Source organism: Luteimonas colneyensis (assembly GCF_014836665.1).
GTDB classification, from domain to species: domain Bacteria; phylum Pseudomonadota; class Gammaproteobacteria; order Xanthomonadales; family Xanthomonadaceae; genus Luteimonas; species Luteimonas colneyensis.
The window spans coordinates 231445-252128 of record NZ_JACSQJ010000002.1 but is presented as its reverse complement, the minus strand read 5'-3'; the positions used below and the strand labels follow the sequence as shown (position 1 = coordinate 252128).

The 20684-nt window shown below is 70.4% G+C and carries 20 protein-coding genes; 7 read left to right on the top strand and 13 right to left on the bottom strand.

The window, feature by feature from the left end:
* Positions 1 to 111: 111 nt before the first annotated feature.
* A complete protein-coding gene (locus H9645_RS05230; RefSeq protein ID WP_191728675.1) occupies positions 112 to 1215 on the top strand; it encodes a sensor histidine kinase in 1104 nt (367 codons plus the stop codon).
* The gene (locus H9645_RS05225; protein ID WP_191728674.1) at positions 1212 to 1844 is read left to right on the top strand and encodes a response regulator transcription factor; all 633 of its coding nucleotides are present in this window, start codon (positions 1212 to 1214) and stop codon (positions 1842 to 1844) included. The genes H9645_RS05230 and H9645_RS05225 overlap by 4 nt, the downstream gene beginning before the upstream one ends.
* Positions 1845 to 1850: 6 nt before the next feature.
* On the opposite strand, the gene H9645_RS05220 is transcribed toward H9645_RS05225, so the two are convergent.
* Positions 1851 to 3089, bottom strand: a complete 1239-nt coding sequence (locus H9645_RS05220) for an MgtC/SapB family protein (protein WP_191728673.1) — start codon at positions 3087 to 3089, stop codon at positions 1851 to 1853.
* Between the two features lie 68 nt (positions 3090 to 3157).
* Between H9645_RS05220 and H9645_RS05215 the strand changes: the two genes are divergently transcribed.
* Together H9645_RS05215 and H9645_RS05210 are read left to right on the top strand one after the other, a co-directional pair.
* Positions 3158 to 4210 carry a class 1 fructose-bisphosphatase gene (locus H9645_RS05215; RefSeq protein WP_225218019.1) on the top strand — a complete coding sequence of 351 codons (1053 nt, stop codon included), beginning with the start codon at positions 3158 to 3160 and terminating at the stop codon, positions 4208 to 4210.
* A gap of 359 nt (positions 4211 to 4569) precedes the next feature.
* Entirely contained in the window at positions 4570 to 5274 is a 705-nt protein-coding gene (locus tag H9645_RS05210) for a 2OG-Fe(II) oxygenase (RefSeq protein WP_191728672.1), read from the top strand.
* A 39-nt stretch (positions 5275 to 5313) separates the two neighbouring features.
* Here H9645_RS05210 and H9645_RS05205 read toward each other — a convergent pair whose 3' ends face one another.
* From H9645_RS05205 to H9645_RS05195, 3 genes are read right to left on the bottom strand one after another with little or no spacing between them, the layout of a single operon-like run.
* Entirely contained in the window at positions 5314 to 5751 is a 438-nt protein-coding gene (locus tag H9645_RS05205; RefSeq protein ID WP_191728671.1) for a response regulator, read from the bottom strand.
* Positions 5748 to 6566 carry a sensor histidine kinase gene (locus H9645_RS05200; protein WP_191728670.1) on the bottom strand — a complete coding sequence of 273 codons (819 nt, stop codon included), beginning with the start codon at positions 6564 to 6566 and terminating at the stop codon, positions 5748 to 5750. Before H9645_RS05200 ends, H9645_RS05205 begins: the two co-directional genes overlap by 4 nt.
* Positions 6567 to 6626: 60 nt before the next feature.
* Positions 6627 to 7760 carry a PA0069 family radical SAM protein gene (locus tag H9645_RS05195; protein WP_191728669.1) on the bottom strand — a complete coding sequence of 378 codons (1134 nt, stop codon included), beginning with the start codon at positions 7758 to 7760 and terminating at the stop codon, positions 6627 to 6629.
* 59 nt (positions 7761 to 7819) lie between these two features.
* On the opposite strand from H9645_RS05195, the gene cls reads away from it, so the two are divergent.
* The 3 genes from cls to H9645_RS05180 all read left to right on the top strand — a co-directional run bounded on the left by cls (position 7820) and on the right by H9645_RS05180 (position 10462).
* A complete protein-coding gene (cls, locus tag H9645_RS05190) occupies positions 7820 to 9259 on the top strand; it encodes a cardiolipin synthase (RefSeq protein WP_191728668.1) in 1440 nt (479 codons plus the stop codon).
* A 156-nt stretch (positions 9260 to 9415) separates the two neighbouring features.
* Positions 9416 to 9691, top strand: a complete 276-nt coding sequence (locus H9645_RS05185; RefSeq protein WP_191728667.1) for a hypothetical protein — start codon at positions 9416 to 9418, stop codon at positions 9689 to 9691.
* 30 nt (positions 9692 to 9721) lie between these two features.
* Positions 9722 to 10462: a pyridoxine 5'-phosphate synthase gene (locus tag H9645_RS05180; protein ID WP_191728666.1), complete on the top strand. Its 741-nt coding sequence runs from the start codon at positions 9722 to 9724 to the stop codon at positions 10460 to 10462.
* Between the two features lie 384 nt (positions 10463 to 10846).
* Here the strand turns inward: H9645_RS05180 and H9645_RS05175 are convergent, their stop codons facing one another.
* The 9 genes from H9645_RS05175 to dnaN form a co-directional block, all read right to left on the bottom strand.
* A complete protein-coding gene (locus tag H9645_RS05175; RefSeq protein WP_189499159.1) occupies positions 10847 to 11260 on the bottom strand; it encodes an ExbD/TolR family protein in 414 nt (137 codons plus the stop codon).
* 18 nt (positions 11261 to 11278) lie between these two features.
* A complete protein-coding gene (locus tag H9645_RS05170) occupies positions 11279 to 11704 on the bottom strand; it encodes an ExbD/TolR family protein (RefSeq protein WP_191728665.1) in 426 nt (141 codons plus the stop codon).
* 31 nt (positions 11705 to 11735) lie between these two features.
* Positions 11736 to 12482, bottom strand: coding sequence for a MotA/TolQ/ExbB proton channel family protein (locus H9645_RS05165; protein WP_189499154.1), 747 nt, complete (start codon positions 12480 to 12482; stop codon positions 11736 to 11738).
* A gap of 93 nt (positions 12483 to 12575) precedes the next feature.
* Positions 12576 to 13241, bottom strand: coding sequence for an energy transducer TonB (locus H9645_RS05160; protein WP_191728664.1), 666 nt, complete (start codon positions 13239 to 13241; stop codon positions 12576 to 12578).
* Positions 13242 to 13384: 143 nt separating this feature from the next.
* Positions 13385 to 14581, bottom strand: coding sequence for a tetratricopeptide repeat protein (locus H9645_RS05155; protein WP_191728663.1), 1197 nt, complete (start codon positions 14579 to 14581; stop codon positions 13385 to 13387).
* Between the two features lie 119 nt (positions 14582 to 14700).
* Complete coding sequence (locus H9645_RS05150) at positions 14701 to 15516, bottom strand: M48 family metallopeptidase (RefSeq protein WP_191728662.1); 816 nt, start codon at positions 15514 to 15516, stop codon at positions 14701 to 14703.
* Positions 15517 to 15584: 68 nt separating this feature from the next.
* Positions 15585 to 18038 carry a DNA topoisomerase (ATP-hydrolyzing) subunit B gene (gyrB, locus tag H9645_RS05145; protein WP_191728661.1) on the bottom strand — a complete coding sequence of 818 codons (2454 nt, stop codon included), beginning with the start codon at positions 18036 to 18038 and terminating at the stop codon, positions 15585 to 15587.
* Between the two features lie 325 nt (positions 18039 to 18363).
* Positions 18364 to 19437, bottom strand: a complete 1074-nt coding sequence (gene recF / locus H9645_RS05140; protein ID WP_191728660.1) for a DNA replication/repair protein RecF — start codon at positions 19435 to 19437, stop codon at positions 18364 to 18366.
* Between the two features lie 85 nt (positions 19438 to 19522).
* Positions 19523 to 20623: a DNA polymerase III subunit beta gene (dnaN, locus tag H9645_RS05135; protein WP_191728659.1), complete on the bottom strand. Its 1101-nt coding sequence runs from the start codon at positions 20621 to 20623 to the stop codon at positions 19523 to 19525.
* Between the last annotated feature and the right edge of the window lie 61 nt (positions 20624 to 20684).

The following is a 20684-nucleotide window of genomic DNA, read 5'->3' as shown; positions in this document are numbered from 1 at the left end:
CAGTCCCGGCGGTCACCGATCCGCGGTGCCGGAAGTCACTTTCTCCGCCGCGCGCGTTGCATTGCCCACGCCGCCCGCCGCAGCATGGAACCCCCTTCGCGGAGACCGGCCATGCGCGGCTATCTGCAGGCGGCGCTGCAACCGCTCAATCTCGCCGCCCTGCTGACCCTGGGCACGGTCGCGCTCTCCATCCATGGCGAGCTCGGCGATGCACGGCCGCTGGGCTGGACCCTGCTGGCCGCCTTCAGCCTGCTGTTCCTGCTGCTCGAACCGATCGCCGCGCGGCCCTGGCTGCGCGCGGCCTGCTACGGCGTGCTGGCCCTGCTGGCCCTGGGCGTGGTCGCGCTCGCGCCACGCACCGGCACTTCACCGGTGATCCTGGTCATCCTGCTCGCGGCGCTGGCCATGGATTACCCGCCCGGGCGGGTGCTGCTGGTGGCCGCGGCGCTCAACATCGCGCTCTACCTGCTGCTCGCCGCGGCCAGTCATCCCGCGCCGGGCCTCAAGGTGACGCTCTACCTCGGCTTCCAGGCCTTTGCCGCGCTGGTGGCGCACTACGCCCGCAGCGCCGAGCGCGCGCGCGACCGTCTGGCCCTGGTCAACGCCGACCTGCTCGCCACCCGCGCGCTGCTGGCCGACAGCGCGCGCGACGCCGAGCGCCTGCGCGTGGCGCGCGAGCTGCACGACGTGGCCGGCCACAAGCTCACCGCCCTGACCCTCAACCTGCGCGCGCTGGCCGCCGAGCCGGGCCTGGCCGGGCACGCCGGGCTGGACGTCGCCCGCCAGCTTGCCGGCGAGCTCATGGGCGACCTGCGCCAGGTGGTGCAGCAGCTGCGCGAGGACCGCGGCCTGGACCTGGCCACCGCCCTGCACGCGCTGGCCGCCCCGATGCCGCGCCCGGCCCTGCGCCTGGACATCGCCGACGACGTGCGCATCGGCGACCCGCAGGTGGCCGAAGCGCTGCTGCGCATGGTCCAGGAAGCGCTGACCAACAGCGCCCGCCATGGCCAGGCCCGCCACCTGGACGTCGCCATCCGCCGCGAAGGCTCGCGCATCGTCGTCTGCATCGAGGACGACGGTCGCCTGCAGGCGCCGCTGCGCGAAGGCAACGGCCTGGCCGGCATGCGCGAGCGCCTGGCCGAGGCCGGCGGCAGCCTGGCGCTGTCGGCCTCGCCGCGTGGCGCCCTGAAGATCGACGCGAGCCTGCCGGCATGAGTGCGCCGCGCATCGCGCTTGCCGACGACCAGGCCCTGGTGCGCGCGGGACTACGCGCCCTGCTCGAGGGCCAAGGCATCGCCATCGCCTTCGAGGCCGAGGACGGCGCCGCCCTGCTCGAAGGCCTCGCCACCACTCCGGTCGACGTCGTGCTCAGCGACATCCGCATGCCCGGCACCGACGGCATCGACGCCCTGCTCCGACTGCGCGCGCGCGGCGATGCCACGCCGGTGCTGCTGCTCACCACCTTCGACGACAGCGACCTGCTGCTGCGCGCCACCGGGGCCGGCGCCCAGGGCTTCCTGCTCAAGGACGCCGCGCCCGAGGACCTGCGCGATGCCATCGTGCGCCTCGCCGCCGGGGAGACCCTGCTGCAGCCGGTCAGCACCGGGCCGGTGCGCGCGCGCTACGCCTTCCACGCCACCGACGCGCCGCGCGAACCCTTCAGCGCGCGCGAGGTTGCGATCCTGCGGCTGATGGCCGGCGGCTATTCCAACCGCGAGATCGCGCGCTCGGTGTTCCTGGCCGAGGGCACGGTGAAGAACTACGTGTCCAGCATCCTCGAGAAGCTCGACACCCGCGACCGCACCCGCGCGGTGCTCAAGGCGATCACCCTGCGCGTGATCTGAACGCCGTCAGCCCGGCGCCAGCGCGGCCGCGGCGATGCCGGCCGCCAGCGCCGCCAGCAGCCCCGCCGCCACCCGCAGCCCGTAGCCGCGTCCGCCGCTGGCCACCGCCAGCACCGATTTCGCGCCCAGGCTCGCGGCCAGCAGACCGACCATCAGCCAGCGCCCCTGCGCCGGATCGATCGCGCCGCCCACGCGCAGGCTGCCCAGGGTGGCGATGGACGCGTGCAGCTCGGCGGCGGCGGCGATCACCGCGGCCGCCATCGCGCCGCCGGCGCCGATCCACCGGTTCAGCGCCGCCGCCAGCAGCACCATGCCGCCGACCAGGACCGCGAAGCCGAGCGCGTGGCCGAAGCGGAACATCCGCGTCTGCGCGGTCGGCGGCGCCACCGCGTCCTCGCGCCCGGCGTGCAGCCCCAGCAGGCCGCCGGCCAGCAGCACCGCGCCGACGGCGGCCAGGATCCAGCGCTGTTCGGCGACCAGCGCCGGCGACAGCGCGCCCAGCACCGGCACGGCCAGGGTGAGCGAGGCCAGGTTGGCCAGCAGCGCGGCGCCCACCGCCGAGCGCATCAGCTGCGGCGACTCCTTGGCGCGCTGGCCGAAGCCCAGCACCGCCGCGGTCGAGGACACGTAGCCGGCGAAGAAGCCCGACACCGCCAGCCCCCAGCGGTTGCCGATCACCCGCAGCGCCACGTGGCCCACGGCCCCGACCGCCATCACCAGCACCACCAGCAGCCATAGCGTGCGCGGATTGAGCGCGCCGTAAGGACCGAAGCCGCGGTCGGGCAGCAGTGGCAGCACCACCAGCGCCGACGCCAGCAGGAACAGGCCGTCGAAGACCTCGCGCTCGCTCAGCAGCTCGCGCGTCAGCGTGTGCAGCGGCCGCTTCGCGAACAGCAGCACCGCCACCACCACCGCCAGCCCGGTCGCGATCCCCGGCGAGCGCACCGCCAGCGCGCCCAGCAGCGCCGTGGCGACCAGCGCGACCTCGCCGGTCAGGCCGGGATCGTGTTCGTGGCTGGCGTGGTAGGACATCGCCGCCAGCAGCGCCACCGCGGCCAGCGCCACCAGCAACACCCCGGTGCCAAGCCAGGCCGCGACCGCCGCCGCCAGCGCCACCAGCGCGTGGGTGCGCAGGCCGGCGGTGGCATGGGTGGCGTGGGCGCGCTCGCGCACCAGCCCGACCAGCAGGCCGGCGCCCAGCGCGGCGGAGAACGCGTACAGCAATGCGATGGTGTCTTCGGTCACGCCGGAGGCCGGTATCGACGGGAGCCGCAGTCTGCCATGCGCTTGCTTCCCCGGCGGCAGGCCGGAGAATGGCCCTGTCCAACACCTCGCAGGTCGCCATGTCCAGCCCCCGCCATGCCGTCTCCCTCACCCGCCACCTGATCGAGGAGCAGCGCGCCGGCCGCATCAACGCCGACCTGCGCCAGCTGATCGCGGTGGTCGCGCGCGCCTGCACCAGCATCTCGATCGCGGTCGGCAAGGGCGCGCTCGGCGGCGTGCTGGGCGACGCCGGCACCGGCAACGTGCAGGGCGAGGCGCAGAAGAAGCTCGACGTGATCAGCAACGAGATCCTGCTCGAGGCCAACGCCTGGGGCGGGCACCTGGCGGCCTGCGCGTCGGAGGAGATGGACCACTGCTTCCCGATCCCCGACGCCTATCCGCGCGGCAACTACCTGCTGCTGTTCGATCCCCTGGATGGCTCCAGCAATATCGACGTCAACGTCTCGGTGGGCACCATCTTCTCGGTGCTGCGCGCGCCCGACGGCGTCGCCGCGATCGGCGACGACGACTTCCTGCAGCCGGGCACCGCCCAGGTCGCCGCCGGCTACTGCGTCTACGGCCCGCAGACCACCCTGGTGCTGACCTTCGGCCACGGCACCCACGCCTTCACCCTCGACCGCGAGACCGGCACCTTCATGCTGACCCGCGAATCCATCCGCATCCCGGAGGAGACGAAGGAGTTCGCGATCAACATGTCCAACCAGCGCCACTGGGAGGCGCCGATGCAGGACTACGTGCGCGACCTGCTGGTCGGGAAGGAAGGCCCGCGCGGCAAGGACTTCAACATGCGCTGGGTGGCCTCGATGGTCGCCGACGTGCACCGCATCCTGACCCGCGGCGGCATCTTCATCTATCCCTGGGACCGCAAGGACCCGGGCAAGGCCGGCAAGCTGCGCCTGATGTACGAGGCCAACCCGATGGCCTTCCTGGTCGAGCAGGCCGGCGGCGCCGCCACCAACGGCCGCGAGCGCATCATGGAGATCGCACCGGCCCAGCTGCACCAGCGCGTCCCGGTCTTCCTCGGCTCGAAATCCGAAGTCGAAGCCGCCACCCGCTACCACCTCGACCACGACGCTGGCTGATCGCGCTGCTGCTGCTACGGAGCGGCTGGGCAGGAAAGCATTTGCCACGGATGACGCGGATGGACGCGGATTTACACGGATAGAGCAGAAGACTGGGAAAAAGCATTCTTGCGACGGATTTACGCGGATTACGCGGATTCAGCCGAGGCAGGATTGCCAGGTAGAAACACAACTGGAAACGGCGCCAGGTCAGGCGTAGTGCTTGCATTAGCCTCGGCCAGATCCGCGTAACCCGCGTAAATTCGCGGCAAAAAAGCTCTCGGCTTCTTCCCTCCCTTGCTTTTGCTCTATCCGTGTAAATCCGCGTCCATCCGCGTCATCCGTGGCAAAAACCCCTTCCCCCACCACAGCGAGCACCCATGGCACCGACCGCCGACTTCATCGAAGTGACCCCCGGTGCGCTCGACGCGGCGACCTGCGCGGCGATCGTCGAGCGCATGCGCGGCAGCGATGCGCTGCAGCCCGGGCGCGTGGGCAGCGGGGTGTTTCCGGAGCTGAAGAAGAGCCGCGATATCGGACTGGCCGGGCGCGCCGATTGGGCCGACGTCGAGCAGGCGCTCAACGTCGCCGTCTACGGCGGGCTGCTGGCCTACCTGCGCAGGTATCCGCAGGCGCTGATCGCGCCGCTGATGCTGCAGCATCCCGGTGCCGACGGTGCGCTCCGGCGGCTGCAGGCCGACGACATCTCCGCCATGGACGATCGCGCGCTGGGCCGGCTGGCGATGGCCTGCCTGCGTCCGGGCACGGTCAACCTGCAGTGGTACGCGGCCGGCGAAGGCGGCTATCCGTACTGGCACTGCGAACTCTATCCGCACGATCCGCAGGCCGAGACCCTGCACCGGCACCTGCTGTGGACGCTCTACCTCAACGACGGCTTCGAGGCCGGCGAGACCGAGTTCCTGTTCCAGGACCGCAAGGTCTCGCCGCGTGCCGGCGACCTGCTGATCGCGCCCACCGCCTTCACCCATACCCACCGCGGCAACCGCCCGCAGGGCGGCGACAAGTTCATCGCCACCAGCTGGATCCTGTTCCAGCGTGCCGAGGCGCTGTTCCCCGGGGGCTGAGCCCGGGCTCCGCAGGCCGCGGCGTCGCCGCGGTCCGCCCTAGCCTTCGCGCGGGTGGTTCAGCACCAGCCAGTACATCCCGACCTGCTTCACCGCCCACATGAACTGGCCGAAGTCCACCGGCTTGCGGATGTAGCTGTTCGCGCCCAGCGAATAGCAGGCCTCGACGTCGAAGGGCTCGGCGCTGGTGGTCATCACCACCACCGGCAGGCTGCGGGTCTCGCTGTCGGCGCGGATCGCCTGCAGCACTTCGCGGCCGTCCATGCGCGGCATGTTGAGGTCGAGCAGCACGAGGGCCGGTGGCTCGTGGCGCGCCTGGTCCGCCCAGGCGCCGCGGCCGAACAGGTAGTCCAGCGCTTCCACGCCGTTGCCCACGACGTGCAGCGGGTTGGCGATCTTGGCCTCGGCGAAGGCGATGCGGGTGAGCTCGACGTCGTCGGGATTGTCCTCGACCAGCAGGATCGGGCGGTTGCTCATGGCGACGCCGGACCCTGGGCCGCCGGCAGTTCGACGTGGAACACGCTGCCCTCGCCGGGCACGCTGTCGGCGCCGATGCGGCCGCCCATGCGCTCGGTGATTCGGCGCGCGATCGCCAGGCCCAGCCCGTGGCCGCCACCCTCGTCCGCGCCGTGCAGGCGCTGGAAGGGATCGAACATGCGGCCGGCGTAGCGCGTGTCGAACCCGCATCCACGGTCGCGCACGTGGATGCGCACCATGTCCTGCGCCTGTCCGGCGTCGACGTCGATGTGCACGGCGTCGCGGCCGGCGGAGAACTTCCACGCGTTGTGCAGCAGATGGTCGAACACCAGCTTGAGCTGGCGCTCGTCGGCGCGCACCAGGATGCCCGGCTGCACGCTCGACTCCACGCGGCGCGTTGGATCGGCATCGCACAGTTCCACCAGCGCCCAGTCCACCAGCAGGCTGGCGTCGACCTCGCCGATCTCGAGCGCGTCGTGGGAAGCGCGCGACAGCGCCTGCAGCGCGTCGAGCAGCGAGGCCATGCGCAGGGCGGCGGCGCGGATGCGCGCGAGCTGGTTGCGGCCGTCCTCGTCGAGGCGCGCACCGGACCCGGACTCCAGCATCGCCGAGAAGCCTTCGATCGCACGCAGCGGCGCGCGCAGGTCGTGCGCGATGCCCTGCGACACCAGCGCGTTGTCCCTCGTCATCCGCTCGAGTTCCGCCTGGCAGTCACGCAGCTTCTGCCAGGGATCGCCGGCGGCCGAGGCAGCCGCATTCGCGGCTGCAGCCGGCGCGTCCCCCTCGGCAGCACGCTGGTCGTGGAACTGTTTCATCGCGGCACGGTACACCAGCGGCCTGTCTCCGGTGCGTGTACGGCACGTGCAGCCGGAAGGCTAGAACAGGCGTCCCTGCGGCGAGGGCGGCGGCGTTGGCACGGGCCTGGCCGGTGCGGCAAAGCGGCTGCAGTCGAGCGTTGGCAGCCGGGTGAATCCCAGCTGTCTGCGCGCCTTCGCGAAGCGCGCGGCGAGCAGCTGGGCGAACGGTCCCTCGCCGCGCATGCGGGTGCCGAAGGCGCTGTCGTAGTCGCGCCCGCCGCGCATCTGCGCCACCAGGCTCATGACGTGCGCGGCGCGGTCGGGATAGTGCTGCGCGAGCCACTCCCGCCACACCTCCTTGAGCTCATGCGGCAGTCGCAGCAGCACGTAGGACGCGTCCACCGCGCCGGCCTCGCGCGCGGCGGCGAGGATCGCCTCGAGCTCGCCGTCGGTGATCGCCGGGATCACCGGCGCGACCATGACGCTGACCGGCACGCCGGCCGCATGCAGCCCGGCGATCGCCCTGAGCCGCGCGTGCGGCGCGGAGGCCCGCGGCTCCATGCGCGCGGCCAGGCGGTTGTCGAGCGTGGTCACCGACAGCGACACCTGCACCAGGCCCTGCTCCGCCATCGGCGCCAACAGGTCGAGGTCGCGCAGCACCAGCGCGTTCTTGGTGATCAGGTGCACCGGGTGGCGGGTTTCGGCCAGCACCTCGAGCAGGCCGCGGGTAAGGCGCTCGCGGCGCTCCAGCGGCTGGTAGGCGTCGGTGTTCACGCCCAGCGCGATCGGCGCGCAGGCGTAGCGCGGGCGCGCCAGCTCGGCGCGCAGCAGCTCGACGGCATTGGTCTTGGCGTACAGGCGGGTCTCGAAGTCGAGGCCCGGGGACAGGTCGAGATACGCGTGGCTGGGCCGGGCGAAGCAGTAGACGCAGCCGTGTTCGCAGCCACGGTAGGGATTGATCGACTGGCTGAAGCCGATGTCCGGCGACTGGTTGCGGCTGATGATGCTGCGCGCGCGCTCGACGGTGACCGTGGTCGCGGGCCCCGGCTCCAGCGCCTCGCCGCTGGCGTCGGTGAAATCGTGGCCCGAGCCCCAGCCGTCGTCCTCGCGGCTGGCGCTGCGCTGCTCGAAGCGGCCCGTCACGCGCGACGCCGCGCCACGGCCCTTGAGGGGCCCCAGGGCGGCCAGCCGTGCTTTGCCATCGTCGCGCATACGGCTAGCCTAGCCGCTGGTGGTCTCAGTCCCTGCGACGGGGGAAGCGTCTGGACGCGATGCGCGAAGCCTGGCAGGCCCTCCTGTCGATCCCCCACCTGGGTACGTGGCTGCTGGCGTTGTGGGCCGCCTACCTGCTGCTGCTCGGCGGCTGGATCGTGCTGCAGAAGCGCGAGCCGGTGGCGACGCTGAGCTGGCTGCTCGGCCTCGCCCTGCTGCCTTACCTCGGCTTCTTCGTCTACCACGTGTTCGGGCCGCAGCGGATCCGGCGCCAGCGGCTCCGGCGCGCGCGCAGCCGCGAGTCGATGGATGCCGGCGCCGCCTTCGAACACGCGGCGCACGCCGACGCCGCCGAGCTCGCCCGCCTCGCCGTGGCCAGCACCGGGCTCGCACCGTCGACCGCGCGCGACGTGCGCCTGCTCGTGGACGGCGCGGCGAAATACGACGCGCTGCTGGCCGACATCGCCGCCGCCACGAAGCACGTCCATCTCGAGTACTACATCTACGAGCCCGACCGCACCGGTGCCGCGCTGCGCGACGCACTGGCCGCCCGTGCACGCGCGGGCGTCGAGGTCCGGCTGCTGGTGGACGCCATCGGGTCGGCGCGCTCGCGCCGCTTCTTCCAGCCGCTGCTCGATGCCGGCGGCGAAGTCGCCTGGTTCCACCCCATGCGCTTCGGGCACGTCTGGCGCCGGCCCTGGGCCAACCTGCGCACCCATCGCAAGATCGTGGTGATCGACGGCCGCGTCGCCTACACCGGCGGCATGAACGTCACCGACGAGCAGGACGAGCGCCTTGGCGACCAGGCTTACCGCGACCTCCACCTGCGCCTCGAGGGCGAGGTGGTGCGGCGTCTGCAGCTGGTGTTCTGCGAGGACTGGGCCTATGCCACCGGCAGCCGCGACTTCCTGTCCAGCGTCGCGCGCGACACGCCGCCGGACACCGGCCCCGGCCCGATCCGCGCCCAGGTGCTGGTGTCGGGCCCGGACTCGCCGTGGGAGGCCATCCACCGCATGCACGTGTCCGCCATCCACGCCGCGAAGCGCCGGGTGTGGATGACCACGCCCTACTTCGTGCCCGGCGAGGCCGCGATGATGGCGCTGACCTCGGCCGCCGCCGCGGGCCTCGACGTGCGCCTGCTGGTGCCGCGCGAAAGCGATTCGAAGCTGGTGACGCTGGCGGCGCGCTCCTACTTCGGCGCCCTGCTGCTGGCCGGAGTGAAGATCTACGAGTACGGGCCGCGCATGCTGCACAGCAAGAGCCTGCTGGTCGACGACGAGCTGGTGCTGGTGGGCAGCGCCAACTTCGACCACCGCAGCTTCCGCCTGAACTTCGAGGTCTCGGTGCTGTTCGACGATCCGGGCATCGCCGCCACATTGGCGACCCTGCTCGAAGGCGAGCTCGCCAATGCGCCGCGCGTCCAGCGCGGTCGCCATCGCCCGCTGCTGCGTGCCCGCCTGCCGGAGGCCCTCGCCCGCCTGCTGTCACCGCTGCTCTAGGCGGGCGCGCCGCCGGCTCCGGCCGTCCCCGGCGACGCATGGCCGGGCGCTGCGTGTCCCGAACCGCGACCGGCGGCAGGCTCCCGCCGTCCGGCGGCCGCGCGGGCGCGGCGTCAGGCGGGCTAGACTGCGCATCCGACCCCGCGGAGACACCCCATGCCCTGGCTGTTCCTGCTCCTGGCCGTGGCCGCCTTCGCGGTGGCGCTGAACGCATCCTCGATGGCGCTGGCCGTGATCTGCCTGCTCGTCGCCCTGGCCGGCACCGTGGCCTGGGTGCTCGGGCTGCTGGCGCAGCGCGTCGGCAACCAGTCGCGCGACGACAGCATGATGCTCGACCCGATGGAGCTGAAGCGCCTGCGCGACGAGGCCGAGGCCCGCCGCGCCGCGGCCGCAGTCACGGACACCGCCCCGGGCGATACCGCGCGCGGCTGACGTCGCGTTCCGCGCGTATCCTGCCGCCCCATGACCCGCCTCAGCGTCAATCTCAACAAGATCGCCGTGCTGCGCAATTCGCGCGGCGGCGCCGAGCCCGACATGCTGCGCGCCGCGCGCACCTGCCTGGACGCCGGCGCCCACGGCCTGACCCTGCATCCCCGCCCTGACGCACGCCACGCCCGCGCCGACGATGTCATCGCCCTGGCTGCGCTCGCCGGCGAGCGTGGCGTCGAACTCAATCTCGAAGGCAACCCCTTCGCCGCTCCCCGGCCCGGCTATCCCGGCTTCATCGCGCTCTGCCGCAAGGCGCGGCCGGCGCAGGCGACCCTGGTGCCCGACGACGACGGCCAGATCACCTCCGACCACGGCTTCGACTTCGAACGCGACCGCGACCGCCTCGCCCCGCTGGTCGCCGAACTGCGCGATCTCGGCTGCCGGGTCAGTCTGTTCGCCGACGCCGGCAGCGCCGTCGAGTCGGCCGCGGAAACCGGCGCCGACCGCATCGAGATCTACACCGGCCCCTTCGCCGACGCCCACGCCGCAGGCGATGCCGCCGCCGCGCTGGCCGCCTGCGCCGACACCGCGCGCCGCGCGCGCGCCGCCGGCCTCGGCGTCAATGCCGGCCACGACCTCAGCCAGTCCAACCTGCGCGACTTCCTGGCCGCCGTCCCTGGCATCGAGGAAGTCTCCATCGGCCACGCCCTCATCAGCGAAGCCCTTTACGACGGCCTGTCCACCACCGTCGGCCGGTACCTCGCTCTTCTGTAGCGGCGCAGAAGGCTCTTGCCACGGATTCACGCGGATCACGCGGATCACGCGGATAAAGCACAGCTCGCTTGTGTAGGAGCAGCTATAGCTGCGACCGATACCTGCGGACAACCATCGCATAAGCGCCGCGCCCACGAATGACGGTTTGCGAGGCAAGGCTGCTACGCCGTTCAGCACACCGGTCGCAGCTATAGCTGCTCCTACCGGCTCCTGGCAAAGCTGTTGCCCTATCCGTGTAAATCCGCGCCATCCGCGTAAATCCGTGGCAAACGCTTTTCTTTCACCCTTACGCAAAAAAGCGCCGCCCTTGTGGGGCGGCGCAAGAAAGCAAGCGTGTTGTTCCTCCGCGACGCGCTGCAGGCGACGCCGGGAGACTCTTGCGGATCAGTTCCTCACGAAACCGATCTTCATCATCTGTGCATTCTTCGCTTCGGCCAGCACCTTGGCCAGCACGCCGTAATCGGCCTCGGCGTTGACGTCGATCTCGAGCGTGGGCTGGTTGTTGGGATCGCGCTGCACCTCGCTCTCCATCATGTTGCGCAGCGCCGACATCGGGGCCGGGCTGTCGTTCCAGAACACCTGGCCGCCGGCGTCGATGCGCAGCCGGATGGGCTCCGGCGGATCCACCGGGTTCACCGGCGGATTCGTCGAACGCTGCGGCAGGTCGATGTCGATCGGGTACGACAGCTGGGGCGCGGTGACCATGAAGATGATGAGCAGCACCAGCATCACGTCGCAGAGCGGAATGATGTTGATGTCGGCCATCGGGCCGTCACCGGAATCGGATGAAAAAGCCATGGTGCGAACTACTCCGGATCAGTTGGGCTCTCGGGTGGCGACGAAGCCGACCTTGCGCATGCCTTGCTGCTGCGCGATCTGGACGACTTCCTTCACCATCCCGTACTTCGTGGTCCTGTCGGCACGCACGTTCACCGGCGGCTGCGGCGTCTTCTGGGCCTCGACCGCCAGCGAACTCTCCAGCAGCTGGAGGGTCACCGGCGAATCGTTGAGGAAGATGTCGCCGTTGTCGGTCACCGCGATCGTGATCGGCATCGCCGCCCCGGACGTTTCCGGACGCTCGTCCAGGTTGGCCTCCGGGAGCTCGACCTTGACCTTGTGGGCCATCAGCGGTGCCGTGACCATGAAGATGATCAGCAGCACCAGCATCACGTCGACCAGCGGCACGATATTGATCGTGGCGTTGACCTTGTCATGGCCCCTACCACTTGAACTGTAAGCCATGTCGGTTCTCCTCGGACCCGTACGTCTGCGCTTAGTGCTTCTGCTCGCCGACGCGCGAGCCGGTGGCGAAGAAGTCGTGCAGGTCGTGGGCGAAGGTGTCGAGCTTGTTGTTCACGCCGCGGTTGAGGCGGACGAAGAAGTTGTAGCCGAGCACCGCCGGGATCGCGACGCCGAGACCGATGGCGGTCATGATCAGCGCCTCGCCGACCGGGCCGGCCACCGCGCCGATGTCGGCCTGGCCGCTGGCGCCGATGCGGATCAGGGCGCGGTAGATGCCCCACACGGTGCCGAGCAGGCCGACGAACGGCGCGGTCGCGCCGACGGTGGCGAGCACGGTCAGGCCGGCCTCGAGCTTCAGCGACTCGCGGGTCACGCCCTGGCGCAGCGCGCGGTCGACGAACTCGGAGCGGTTGAGCGACTCGACCAGGCGCGAACCTTCATGGCGCTGGTGGTGCGCGGCCGCCTGGGCGGCATCGAGGGCGACCTTCGAGAAGGGCTCGCTGCGCGCTTCTTCTTCCATGGAGCGGATCGCGTCCTGCGCGTTCTGGGTTTCCCAGAACGTGTTGATCACGCGGTCCGAGCGGCCGCGCAGGCGGGCGTGCTTGATGGCATTGAAGATGATCCAGTAGATCGACATGGCCGACATGACCAGCAGGGTGATGAGCACCACCCAGCCGACCGCGTCCATGTGTTGGATCATGTCCGCGAAGCCCATCTGCTGGAGCGCTGCGGCGTTGCTGCCTCCAGCGGCGGGGACGTTAGTGGTTTCCTGCAGCATGACGCTTACCTTCTAGATGTTGTGATGTTGGAAAGGGTGGAGCGGGCGGAGCGGTGTTGCAAAGCTTGCGGCACTCGCGGCGTGCTTGCGCCCTTAGAGGACGAAGTCCACCGGGACACGGACGCGGCCGGCCACGGGGACGCCGTCGCGGACCTCGGGGTTGAAGCGCCAGCGGCGGGCGGCGTCGATCGCGGCGCGATCGAGGTCGCGGTTGCGGCTGGACTTCTCCACCGACACGTTGGTCACGTTACCCGAAGCGTCCACGTCCACCACCAGCACGACCTGGCCGGTGATGCCGGCGCGGAGCGCGGCCGGCGGATACTTCGGCGGGTTCATGCTCTTGGACGAGGGGTCGACGCTGGCGCCGATGCTCGGAGCCGGGGCCGGCGGCGCCGGCGGGGCCGGCGGCGGGGCCGGGGTGTCCATCGGCGAGGGCTCGTCGAAGACCACCGGCGGCTCTTCCGGCGGCGGCGGCAGCGGCGAGGGCTGCGGCGGCACCAGCTCCTTGATCGGCTGGGGTTCCGGCGGCTTCGGCGGCGGCGGCGGCGGCGGCGGGGGCGGCGGCGGCGGTTCGATGATCACCACGCGGGTGACCTGTTCTTCCTCCTGCGCGGCGTTCGGCGGGTTCACCGGCGCCAGCAGGAGCAGGACGGCGGCGGCGTGGAACGCCACCACCATGGTGAAGCCGGCGATACGCGCCCAGTTCAGGCCCTCGTCCTGGTCGTTGTTCCGGTCAAGGGTCGTGGCGTGCTGCGTCATGCGGGGAACTCGATTCTGGCCGGGCGGCGAGCGCCCCGAATGTTGTCTGGATCCGCGACCGTGTTCTGCGCGGGAATTTCCAAGCTTACCCCAATCGTGCGGCGCAGTACCACCGCATTAAAGGAGATGTTTTGCGCGCGGCGTCAGCGTGCGAGCAGCTTGCGCGCCTCTTCCGGATTGGACAGACCCTTGTCGAGAGCCTTCTGCGCCGCGGCCTTGGACTCGGCGTCGCGGCCCTCGTTGGACAGCGCCTTCGCGAGGTTCAGGTAGGTGCTGCCGTCGTCGTCCAGGGGCGCCGCCTTGCCGTAGAACTCGATCGCCTTCTCGTACTGGTCGGAGAAGTAGTAGGCCTGCGCGAGCGAGGCATAGGTGCGGTAGTCACCCTTGAGGATGCCCTTGTCGAGGCCTTCGTTGAGCACCGCGATGGCCTTGGGCTCGCCGTTCTCGGTGTTCAGGTAGAGCGCCGCCAGGTTGCTGTAGTCGCGGTCCTCGTCGAGCTGGCCGGCCTGGCGCAGGCGCTCGTAGACTTCGATCGCCCTGGCGTGGTCGTCCGCCTGCAGGTAGATGTTGGCCAGGTTGAGCTGGGCGCGCTTGTCGCCCGGCGCCTGCGACGCGACCTGCTCGGCCAGCGTCGCCGCCTCGCCGGCGCGACCGGCGTCGGCATACGACGCCATCAACAGCTGCGTCCATTCGGGGCGGGCTTCCGCATTGCCCTTGACCACGGGCTCGAGCGCGGCGATCGCCTCGTCATAGCGCTCGAGGCGGTAGAGCGCGTTGCCGCGCATGACCTGCACGTCGGCCTTGTCGGTGCGGGTCTCCGCCACCATGCGGTCGAGCGTGGCCAGGGCACCGGCGTAGTCTTCCTCGACCAGCTGGACCTGGGACAGCGCCAGCATGGTGCCGTAATGCTCGTTGTTGCCCAGGCCGTCGAGTTCCAGCGCCTGTCGCAGGAGGTCGGCGGCGCGGGCGTTGTCGTCGTTGATCAGCAGGTCGGCCAGCAGGCGCAGCGTGATGGCGCGCTCGTAGGCGTTGGCCTTGTCGTTGTCCAGGATCTCCTTGGCAGCGGCTTCCGCGGCGGCGAGGTCGCCGGCCTGCTGTGCTTCCGACAGCTTGTTGATCTGGGGACCGATGCGCGGGCTGGCGCGGAGTCCGGGTTCCTCGCGCGTCGCGGCCGGATATTCCTTCACCACCTCGGTCTTCTCGGCGGCGCGTTCCTGCCGGGCGCCCCGGCGCTCGGCGGAGCCACGGGCCTGCGCGAAGGCATCGGCGGCCGTGCCCACGGCGAGCACGCCGGCAATCGCGACGACCAGGAGATGGCGATGGGAAGTGGAAGCGGACATGGAGGACCTCTTGGCTGCAGGACGCATGCCGGCGACGCCGGCCTGCGCACGGGGGGTGCCAAACCTAACAGAATCCGGGCCGGTGGCGCGAGCGCACCATCGGCCAATGGCGCGCTGATTCAGCCGCAGGCCGGTCGACGGCCGGCCGCGCGGGCCTGCTCCCAGGTCGGCACCAGCGCGGTCGCGCGCGACTGCAGCTCGCCGATGCGGGCGGAGGGATCCGGGTGGGTGGACAGCCACTGCGGCGGGCGCGATCCGCCGCTGGCGGCGATCATGTTCTGCCACAGGTTGACCGCCTGGCGGGGATCGAACCCGGCGGCGGCCATCAGGCGCTGGCCAACCACGTCGGCCTCGCTTTCCTGCACCCGCGAGCCCGGCAGCAGGAAAGCGGTCTGCAGCGCGGCCCCGCCGAGCTGGTTGGTGGCCTGGGTGGCCCCCTCGCCATAGCGCGAGCCCACCAGCGCGCCGACCACGCCCAGGGCGCCCTGCGCGCCCATCTGGCGCGTGATGCGCTCGTCGTGGTGGTGCTCGACCACGTGGCCGACCTCGTGCGCGATCACCGCGGCCAGCTGGTCCTGGTTGCGCGCCACGCTGAAAATGCCGGTGTACACGCCGACCTTGCCGCCGGGGAGCGCGAACGCGTTCGGATTGTCGTCCACGAACACCGCCGACTCCCAGGCGATCCGGCGCTGGTCCGCGGGCAGCTGGGCGACGATCGCGTTGACCACGCAGCTGACGTAGCGCTTCTGCGCGGCGTCGCCGGTCTGGCGCATCTGCGCCTTCTGCTCGTTGAAGGCCTGGGCCCCCATCTGGTCGAGCTGGGCCTGGGACACCGCGCCGACGTACTGGGTGCGCCCGGTGGACGAGGTGGTGGTGGCGCAGGCCGCAACCGCCAGGGTGGCGGCGGCAGCGGCGGCAATCGGCAATATCCTCATGGCGACGTCCTGGTTGGGCTGCAGACGTTGTAGGCGGCACCGGCTGAAGGCGGCGTCAACCCGCCCGTTCAGACGTCGAGGTTGGACACCCGGAGCGCGTTGTCCTCGATGAAGGCCCGGCGGGGCTCGACCACGTCGCCCATCAGGGTGCTGAAGATCTGGTCGGCACCCACGGCGTCCTCGATCGTCACCTGCAGCAGGCGGCGCGTTTCGGGATTCACCGTGGTGTCCCACAGCTGCTCGGGATTCATTTCGCCCAGGCCCTTGAAGCGCTGGATCTGGCGGCCCTTCTTCGCTTCCTCGAGCAGCCAGGCCTGGGCCTGGGCGAAGCTGGTGACCGGCTGGGCGCGGTTGCCGCGGATGATCTGGGCGCCTTCGCGCACCAGGCCGTGCAGGAGCGCTGCTGCGTCCCTGAGCGCACGCAACTCGCCGCCCTCGAAGGCGGAGAACGGCAGCACCTGCACCGTGTCCACGCCCATGTGACGGCGCTTCACCACCAGCGCCGGACCGACGGTGTCGGTGCCCGGCTGGAACTCGAGCGAATAGCGCGGCTTGCCGAGCCCGGATTCGTTGAGGCGCTTCTCGAGCTGGTCGAGCTCGTGGCGTTCGTCGACGTTGCCGGCCAGGATCGCGGCATCCAGCGGCGTGAAGTCGACCAGCGCACCCAGCAGCTCGGGATCGTAGCGCCAGGCGTTGCGGGCGATGGTGTCGCGCGCGGCCGCATAGGCCAGGAGCAGCTTCTCCAGCGCCTCCCCGGTGATCGGTGGCTCGCCGCTGGCCGGCACCAGGCTGGCCCCCTCAACGGCGTTTCCGGCGAGATAGGCGTCGAGCGCGGCATCGTCCTTGAGATACAGCTCGGTCTTGCCCTGCTTGATCTTGTACAGCGGCGGCAGGCCGATGTAGACGTGGCCGCGCTCGATCAGCTCCGGCATCTGCCGGTAGAAGAACGTCAGCAGCAGGGTGCGGATGTGGGCGCCGTCGACGTCGGCGTCGGTCATGATGATGATGCGGTGGTAGCGCAGCTTGTCCGGGTTGTACTCGTCCTTGCCGATGCCGGTGCCGAGCGCGGTGATGAGCGTGCCGACCTCGGCGCTGGAGAGCATGCGGTCGAAGCGCGCGCGCTCGACGTTGAGGATCTTGCCGCGCAACGGCAGCACCGCCTGGTTCTTGCGGTTGCGGCCCTGCTTGGCCGAGCCGCCCGCCGAGTCACCCTCGACGATGAAGAGTTCGCTGAGCGCCGGATCCTTCTCCTGGCAGTCGGCGAGCTTGCCGGGCAGGCCTGCGATGTCCAGCGCGCCCTTGCGGCGGGTCAGGTCGCGGGCCTTGCGCGCGGCCTCGCGGGCGCGCGCGGCGTCGACGATCTTGCCGGCGATGGCGCGGGCCTCGTTCGGGTTCTCCTGCAGGAACTCCTCGAGCTTGGCGCCGAAGGTGTGCTCGACCACCGGGCGCACGTCGGACGAGACAAGCTTTTCCTTGGTCTGCGAGGAAAAGCTGGGGTCGGGCACCTTCACCGACAGCACCGCGATCATGCCCTCGCGCATGTCGTCGCCGGACAGGCTGACCTTGGCCTGCTTCGCGACGCCGTTCTGCTCGATGTAGTTGGTGAGCGTGCGCGTGAGCGCGGCGCGGAAGCCCTGCAGGTGGGTGCCGCCGTCCTTCTGCGGGATGTTGTTGGTGAAGCAGAACATGGTCTCCTGGTAGGAGTCCGTCCACTGCAGCGCCACTTCCACGGTGATGCCGTTCTCCTCGCCCGCGACCGCGATCACCTTCGGGTGCAGCGGGGTCTTGAGCTGGGCCAGGTGCTCGACGAAGGAAGCGATGCCGCCTTCGTACTGGAACACGTCGCGTCGCGATTCGCCGCGCTCGTCGGCCAGCGTGATCTTCACCCCGGAGTTGAGGAAGGACAGCTCGCGCAGGCGCCGCGCCAGCACGTCGTAGTGGAACTCGACGTCGCTGAAGATCTCCCGCGCCGGCTTGAAGCGCAGCGTGGTGCCGCGGCGGTTTCCGGCCGGACCCACGGCCTTCAGCGGGTACAGCGGCTCGCCCAGCGAATACTCCTGCTGGTGGTGCTCGCCGTCGCGCCAGATGTCGAGCCAGAGGTGCTCGCTCAGCGCGTTGACCACGGACACGCCCACGCCGTGCAGGCCGCCGGAAACCTTGTAGCTGTTGTCGTCGAACTTGCCGCCGGCGTGCAGCACCGTGAGGATGACCTCCGCCGCCGAGACGTTCTCTTCCTTGTGGATGTCGACCGGGATGCCGCGGCCGTTGTCGGACACCGACACCGAGCCGTCTTCGTGGATGGTCACGGTGATGTCGTCGGCGTGGCCGGCCAGGGCCTCGTCGACCGAGTTGTCCACGACCTCGAACACCATGTGGTGCAGGCCGGTGCCGTCGTGGACGTCGCCGATGTACATGCCCGGGCGCTTGCGGACGGCCTCGAGACCGCGCAGGACGGTGATCTTGCTGGAGTCGTAGCCGGTGTTGGCGGCGGTCTCGGGGGTGCTGCCGTGTTCTTCGGTCATCGAGGTGCTTCTGGCCGTGGAAACGCCCGGCAATGGCCGGCGCGCGGGGACGCGCGCGACACATTACTTATAGGGGCTTGAGACGGCGATTATAGCATTTCAGGCCCGTTGGCAAGGGCTTCATGGACGGGCATGCCTTGTCGTGGCGGGCAGCGCGGGCGGCTCCGCACGATATGCGCAGGCCCTCCCCTTCCGGCAAGCGGACCTGCCATGACCCGGGAAGGGTCCACCGCCAGCATCCGGCCGACCTGGGGCCGAGAGCCTCGGAGCACGATGATGTTCCACGTGGAACGCGAATCAGACCTCGATTGTGGCGTTGATCCGCTCAGCGCGGGGTCACGGTGTCCTGTTCCACGTGGAACACCCTGCCGCCTTCATCCAGCGGAAGCAGATCGGTTCCGGTGATGAACGCCTGGGCCGGCACGTTCCCCAGGAACGCCAGCACGCGACCTCGATGCTCGGCATCCAGCTCCGACGCCAGGTCGTCGAGCGCGATCACGGGCCAGTCCCCACGCTCCACGGCGCAGTCCGTCGCCTGCGCGAACAGGCAGGACAGCGCCGCCAGCTTGGCTTGGCCACGCGACAGGCTCTCGCCCTCGCCTTTCCCGGACAGCCGCAGGCGCCAGTCGGCACGATGGGGGCCCACGCTGGTATGACCCAGCGTCCGGTCCCGCTCCCGCGCGACCGCCAGCGCATCCGCAAGCGACAGGCTGGACTGGCGCCAGCCGGGCTCGAATTCCAGCATGGCCTGCCCCAGCGAGGGCGCCAACGCCGCGGCCACGGGCTCCAGCCGTTCCTGAAGCCGCTCCAGGTACAGCGCCCTCCGTCGGGTCAGCTCCTCCCCGGACACCGCCAGCTCGTGGTCCCATGCGGAGATCTGCCCGACGCCGGCCCCGGACTTGAGCAGCGCATTGCGCTGCTTCAGCGCCCGCGAATACCGGCGCCAGACCTGCAGGAAGCCCTGTTCCACGTGGAACAGTCCCCAGTCGACGAATCTGCGCCGGGGCTCGCCTCCCCCGGACACCAGCGCATGGCTGCCAGGCTCGAAGGTCACCACCATGAAGGCCGCGCAGAGTTCGCCGAGGTGGCCGACCGTACCGCCGTCGATCCTGGCTTCCCAGCTGCTGCCACCGTGCCGCAGGCCGGCGCGATGGCGGCCCTCTCCGGTCGCCGCATGCCATTCGGCAAACACCTCGACCACACTGCTGCCGGTCCGGACCAGGCCATCCCGTACGCGTCCGCGGAAGCTTCGCCCATAGGCCAGCAGGTGCAGGCCTTCCAGCACGCTGGTTTTCCCGGCGCCATTGCGCCCGACCAGCAGGTTCAGTCCGGCACCCGGCTCCAGCACGACATCGACCAGATTCCGCAGGTTCCGCAGCTCGAGGCGGATCAGATGCATGCCCAAGGTCCTCGCACCGGTCCCTGGAAAGCAGAACGCCCGGTCGAAGCCGGGCGTCGCTGTTCCACGTGGAACCCTCGCGGGCTCACAGCCGCAGCGGCATCACGACGTGGCGTGACCGCTCGTTGGCCGCCTCGCGCACCAGCGCCGAGGAATTGGCGTCGCGCAGCGCCAGCACGACGGTCTCGTCGCGCAGCGCGCCCAGCGCATCCAGCAGGTAATTCACGTTGAAGCCCACGGCCAGCCCGTCCACCGAGGTGTCGGCTTCCACCTCTTCCTGGGCCTCTTCCTGCTCGGGGTTGTGGGCGCTGATCTTCAGCTGGCCGGGCGACACTTCGATGCGCACGCCGCGATACTTCTCGTTCGACAGGATGGCGGCACGCTGCAGCGATGCGCGCAGGACCTCGCGGTCGACCTTGACCTCGCGATCGGCACCGATCGGAATCACGGCCTCGTAGTCCGGGAAGCGACCGTCGATCAGCTTGCTGGTGAAGGTCACATCGTCGCGCTTCACGCGGATGTGGTTGCGGCCCATTTCCAGCTCGAGCACGCGGTCGCCGCCTTCCAGCAGGCGCTGCAGCTCGGTGACGCCCTTGCGCGGCACGATGATCTGGCGCTTGGCCTGCGTGCCGCCGTCCAGGGCCGCCTCGCACAGCGCCAGTCGGTGGCCGTCGGTGGCCACGCAGCGCAGGCGGTGCTCGCCCAGGTCGAACAGCAGGCCATTCAGGTAGTAGCGGACGTCCTGCTGGGCCATGGCGAACGCGGTGCGCTCGATCAGCTCCTTCAGCGCGGCCTCGGGGACCTCGACGCGCTCGGTCGCCTCGACCTCGTCGATCGAGGGGAAGTCGTTGGCCGGCAGGCTCGCCAGGGTGAAGCGGCTGCGCCCGGCCTGCACCGTGATCCGGTCGCCGGACTGGCTGACGGTCACCTTGCTGCCGTCGGGCAGGGCCCGGACGATGTCGAACAGCTTGCGCGCCGGGATCGTGACCTCGCCGTCCTGGGCATCGTCGACCGCGCAGCGGGCGACCATTTCGACTTCGAGGTCGGTGCCCGTCAGCGAGAGCTGGCCGTCCTGCACCAGTGCCAGCAGGTTCGCCAGCACCGGCAGGGTCTGCCGGCGTTCGACCACGTTGACCACCTGGGCCAACGGCTTGAGGAAGGCTTCTCGCTGCAGACTGAAACGCATGCCGGTGGTATCCCCTTGCCCTAGCTCTTGAATTGGATAAATACAGAAAGCGGTGGTGGTG

Coding starts and splice junctions, on each gene's coding strand:
- dnaN (WP_191728659.1), bottom strand. CDS start 20,623: ATGCGTTTCAGTCTGCAGCGAGAAGCCTTCCTCAAGCCGTTGGCCCAG.
- H9645_RS05150 (WP_191728662.1), bottom strand. CDS start 15,516: ATGAGGATATTGCCGATTGCCGCCGCTGCCGCCGCCACCCTGGCGGTT.
- H9645_RS05195 (WP_191728669.1), bottom strand. CDS start 7,760: ATGCGCGACGATGGCAAAGCACGGCTGGCCGCCCTGGGGCCCCTCAAG.
- H9645_RS05170 (WP_191728665.1), bottom strand. CDS start 11,704: ATGGCTTACAGTTCAAGTGGTAGGGGCCATGACAAGGTCAACGCCACG.
- H9645_RS05210 (WP_191728672.1), top strand. CDS start 4,570: ATGGCACCGACCGCCGACTTCATCGAAGTGACCCCCGGTGCGCTCGAC.
- H9645_RS05205 (WP_191728671.1), bottom strand. CDS start 5,751: ATGAGCAACCGCCCGATCCTGCTGGTCGAGGACAATCCCGACGACGTC.
- H9645_RS05155 (WP_191728663.1), bottom strand. CDS start 14,581: ATGTCCGCTTCCACTTCCCATCGCCATCTCCTGGTCGTCGCGATTGCC.
- H9645_RS05175 (WP_189499159.1), bottom strand. CDS start 11,260: ATGGCTTTTTCATCCGATTCCGGTGACGGCCCGATGGCCGACATCAAC.
- H9645_RS05230 (WP_191728675.1), top strand. CDS start 112: ATGCGCGGCTATCTGCAGGCGGCGCTGCAACCGCTCAATCTCGCCGCC.
- H9645_RS05225 (WP_191728674.1), top strand. CDS start 1,212: ATGAGTGCGCCGCGCATCGCGCTTGCCGACGACCAGGCCCTGGTGCGC.
- H9645_RS05180 (WP_191728666.1), top strand. CDS start 9,722: ATGACCCGCCTCAGCGTCAATCTCAACAAGATCGCCGTGCTGCGCAAT.
- cls (WP_191728668.1), top strand. CDS start 7,820: ATGCGCGAAGCCTGGCAGGCCCTCCTGTCGATCCCCCACCTGGGTACG.
- gyrB (WP_191728661.1), bottom strand. CDS start 18,038: ATGACCGAAGAACACGGCAGCACCCCCGAGACCGCCGCCAACACCGGC.
- recF (WP_191728660.1), bottom strand. CDS start 19,437: ATGCATCTGATCCGCCTCGAGCTGCGGAACCTGCGGAATCTGGTCGAT.
- H9645_RS05200 (WP_191728670.1), bottom strand. CDS start 6,566: ATGAAACAGTTCCACGACCAGCGTGCTGCCGAGGGGGACGCGCCGGCT.
- H9645_RS05185 (WP_191728667.1), top strand. CDS start 9,416: ATGCCCTGGCTGTTCCTGCTCCTGGCCGTGGCCGCCTTCGCGGTGGCG.
- H9645_RS05160 (WP_191728664.1), bottom strand. CDS start 13,241: ATGACGCAGCACGCCACGACCCTTGACCGGAACAACGACCAGGACGAG.
- H9645_RS05165 (WP_189499154.1), bottom strand. CDS start 12,482: ATGCTGCAGGAAACCACTAACGTCCCCGCCGCTGGAGGCAGCAACGCC.
- H9645_RS05215 (WP_225218019.1), top strand. CDS start 3,158: ATGGCCCTGTCCAACACCTCGCAGGTCGCCATGTCCAGCCCCCGCCAT.